Raw genomic sequence first — 3,135 nt, 5'->3', positions numbered from 1 at the left:
CGCGCCAGTGCGCTGGTGCAGCGAGGCGGACCCGCTCGTACGGGGGCGCGGACCGATTATGGGGCAGCGGGCGCAGCGCGGCCTGGCCCTCGGTGTCGCGCGGGTCCAGGGCGCGCAGGTCGGCGGTCATCATCCGGCCCCGCCCGACGGGGCGGATGTAGTCGTCGACCACCGCCTGCACGATCTGTTCGTCCAAACCCGGCTGGTGAGGTCGGCCGCGCAGGGCGTAGGCGAGGTGACGTCGGGCTTCGGCGAGCAGGTGCCGACGCGTGAACGCGCCGCGCCGGCCGCCAGGACGACGCCGACCACCGGCCGCACCCGGGCCCACACCACCCCCGTTCTCGCGAGACCCGTACCGCTCCAGCTGCGCCAGCAGTTGCTGGGCTCGCTGCGGTGCCGGTGGACCTGTGTGACTCCTTGGTGAAAAGGGGAGCGCCGTGCCCGGCCGGGAAGGGGCCAGGCGCGGCGCTCCGGAGTGGTGCTACTGGGTAGTGGTGTCCCTGACCACGAGGAAACTGGTCGCTGCCGAATCGGGATCTCGGCGTCGGCCACGATCCCCGAGGACCGCTACGACATGGAGGCGGCCGTGTTCGTCCCGACCGTCGACCACGTCAGCTTCACCTTGCGGGGGCTGCTCGTGACCGAACTCGGGGAGGACGGCGACCTGCTCTTCATCGGCCACCCGCCTGCTCGCGAGGTCCTGGCCGTCACGAGCGCCTACTACCGCCACATCTGCGGGCAGCGCCTGCGCGCGTTCGACGGCCACGTCCTCGCCGACAGCATCAGCCGAAACTGGGCCGGTTCGTCTCCTACCCCACCCGCGCGGATTGGCGACTCCGCAACGTGCCGCAGGACACGCCCGGCGCGCTCCCCGTCACCTGGATGTACGCCCAGGACCTCGGCGACCCCGTCCACTGCCCGGCCTGCGGGCGCCCCAGCCGCGGACTCGACTACGACCGCGTGACCGGGCAGCGCGTACACCTTTGCCCCGCACCCGACTGCCGGCACCAGTGGCCCATCGACGACTCCCCCGATTCCTCGCCTGACCAAGCGGCCACCGAACAGGACCAGCGCGCTGCCCTCGCCGCCCGCTGACCCCGTCCGGCCCGACCAGGACACCCCTCATGCCTGCGGGGCGGCCGTCGACACCGGCTCCGGCCGCCCCGGTCCCGAAGATCTCCCGCACCTTTACTGATTTCGGCGCCCACGGCCAGCCGGTCAAAGGTCACGTCCCTGACCTCGCGCCGCCTGGTGCACCTGCCTCCCGACAAGCGGCCCCTTCCCTCGGTCGCCCACTACGACCAGATGCTGCGACTCCACCGGCCGGACCGCCCCACATCCTGAAGGAGAACGACCATGACCATTCCCCGCCAGCGAGGACTCACCGAGCAGGCTGCCACCGCGGCAGTCGACCAGGCATGCCGGATGCTGCGGCTGCCGACCATCCGATCCCAGTTCCCAGAACTCGCCGAAACCGCCGGCCGCGAGCAGGTGTCCTACCTCGGCTTCCTCTCCGAGCTGTTGCTGGCCGAGTGCGACGACCGGGCCCGCCGACGTTCCGAGCGCCGGATCAAGGCCGCCGGGTTCCCCCGCGACAAGTCGCTCCGCAAGTTCGACTTCGACGCCAACCCGAACATCGACGCCGCGTTGATTCAGACCCTTGCCAAGTGTGAATGGATCAAGAAGAGCCTGCCGCTCTGCCTCATCGGCGACTCCGGCACCGGCAAGTCCCACCTGCTGATCGCGCTCGGCACCGAGGCCGCGATGGCCGGCTACCGAGTCAAATACGTCCTCGCGACCAAGCTGGTCAACGAGCTTGTCGAGGCCGCCGATGAGAAGCAGCTGACCAAGACCATCGCCCGCTACGGCCGCGTTGATCTTTTGTGCATCGACGAGCTCGGCTACATGGAACTCGACCGCCGTGGCGCTGAATTCCTCTTCCAGGTTCTGACTGAGCGGGAGGAAAAGAACAGCGTGGCGATCGCCTCGAACGAATCGTCCTCCGGCTGGACGAAGACCTTCACCGACCCCCGCCTCTGCGCGGCCATCGTCGACCGCCTCACCTTCGGCGGCAACATCATCGAGACCGGCACCGACTCCTACCGACTCGCCACCACCCGAGCCCGAGCCGAACATCATGCCTCAGCTGGCTGAGCGCAGTCATACCCCTGTGCTGGTGTGATCGCGCCCCACCGACTCACCGGATGGCGTACCCGTCCCACAGGGGGCCGCCAAACTGGTCTAGCACCTCTGCCATGACCGCGGCGAAGACCTTCGCATCCCCGGCGATCGCCTGCGCGGCAGCTTCGGACAACGCGCGGTGCACCCCGGGGTCGGCCGCAGCCAGCCGCCGCGACAACCACTTGCCTCCGCCGAGCCAGTGCCCGCCGACCAGCAGGACCAGCTCCGAGGCACGCTGCAGCATGTGCGAGACCAAGTACACCCGCTCCGCAGGGTCCGCGCAGCCACGCAGGTCGTCGAGCAAGTCGGTCAGGACATAGCGCTGGTAGTCGCGCTCACGGTCCGAGAGCGGCGGCGGGCCCGCGGCCCAACGCCTTCGCGCCTCGTCCTGGAGCGAAGCGCCCAGCCCATCCGTGTCTACCAGGAGCATGCCGTCAGCACACATGGCGAGCAGAGGCGAACTCCGCTTCGCGGTCTCCTGGTCGGCGAAGCTGTGCCAGACGGCCTCGGTATGCACGAACAGCTCCACCGGCCAGCCGCGGTACACCAGATTCTCCCGGTTAGGCGCGGGCGGCCCGTCCAAGAGGACCACGATGTCCAGATCAGATGTGGGCGTCCGGCGGTCGGTCAGCACGCTGCCGGCGAGGAACGCTGCCTTGGCGGCGGGAAATCGGTCCCGCACCAGTTCGCGGGCGGTGAGCACAGGGTCATCCATGATCGCAGCGTACGTTCCGGCATGGGTCTCGTAGGAGGGCAGGTGCACCGCACCACAGCGGGTGCTCTTACTTCTCATCAACTTTCATGCGCTCTTCGGACAGCGAGTGATGCCGAAACCCACCGACAAGTGCTCTCGCTTCTAGGTTCTGGCACACATTCCGTTTGCGCCGTGAGGCGCTGTTGGTTCGAGTGGAGGTGGAAGACCTGCACCAACCCGCTGTCGCAGCAGTGGGGTTG

At 68.8% G+C, this 3,135-nt stretch carries 3 protein-coding genes and 1 pseudogene; 2 read left to right on the top strand and 2 right to left on the bottom strand.

Translation table 11 applies throughout. The features are described 5' to 3' along the window. Positions 1–345: pseudogene (locus ACFU8Q_RS40605) on the bottom strand (conjugal transfer protein TraA); the annotation flags it as partial. Positions 346–843: 498 nt separating this feature from the next. Between ACFU8Q_RS40605 and ACFU8Q_RS40600 the strand changes: the two are divergent. Together ACFU8Q_RS40600 and istB are read left to right on the top strand one after the other, a co-directional pair. After that, the gene (locus tag ACFU8Q_RS40600; protein WP_384464978.1) at positions 844–1,095 is read left to right on the top strand and encodes a hypothetical protein; all 252 of its coding nucleotides are present in this window, start codon (positions 844–846) and stop codon (positions 1,093–1,095) included. A gap of 261 nt (positions 1,096–1,356) precedes the next feature. Beyond that, positions 1,357–2,154: an IS21-like element helper ATPase IstB gene (istB, locus tag ACFU8Q_RS40595; protein ID WP_384464975.1), complete on the top strand. Its 798-nt coding sequence runs from the start codon at positions 1,357–1,359 to the stop codon at positions 2,152–2,154. A 43-nt stretch (positions 2,155–2,197) separates the two neighbouring features. On the opposite strand, the gene ACFU8Q_RS40590 is transcribed toward istB, so the two are convergent. After that, a complete protein-coding gene (locus ACFU8Q_RS40590; RefSeq protein WP_384464972.1) occupies positions 2,198–2,896 on the bottom strand; it encodes a nucleotidyltransferase domain-containing protein in 699 nt (232 codons plus the stop codon). Positions 2,897–3,135: the final 239 nt, after the last annotated feature.

Source organism: Streptomyces sp. NPDC057543 (assembly GCF_042801895.1).
Taxonomy (GTDB): domain Bacteria; phylum Actinomycetota; class Actinomycetes; order Streptomycetales; family Streptomycetaceae; genus Streptomyces.
Note: the sequence above shows the minus strand (reverse complement) of the source record. Positions and strands in the feature narration are given on the sequence as shown.

Bases quoted from the DNA above. Each gene is read 5' to 3' on its own strand.
- istB (WP_384464975.1), top strand. From the start codon at position 1,357: ATGACCATTCCCCGCCAGCGAGGACTCACCGAGCAGGCTGCCACCGCG.
- ACFU8Q_RS40590 (WP_384464972.1), bottom strand. From the start codon at position 2,896: ATGGATGACCCTGTGCTCACCGCCCGCGAACTGGTGCGGGACCGATTT.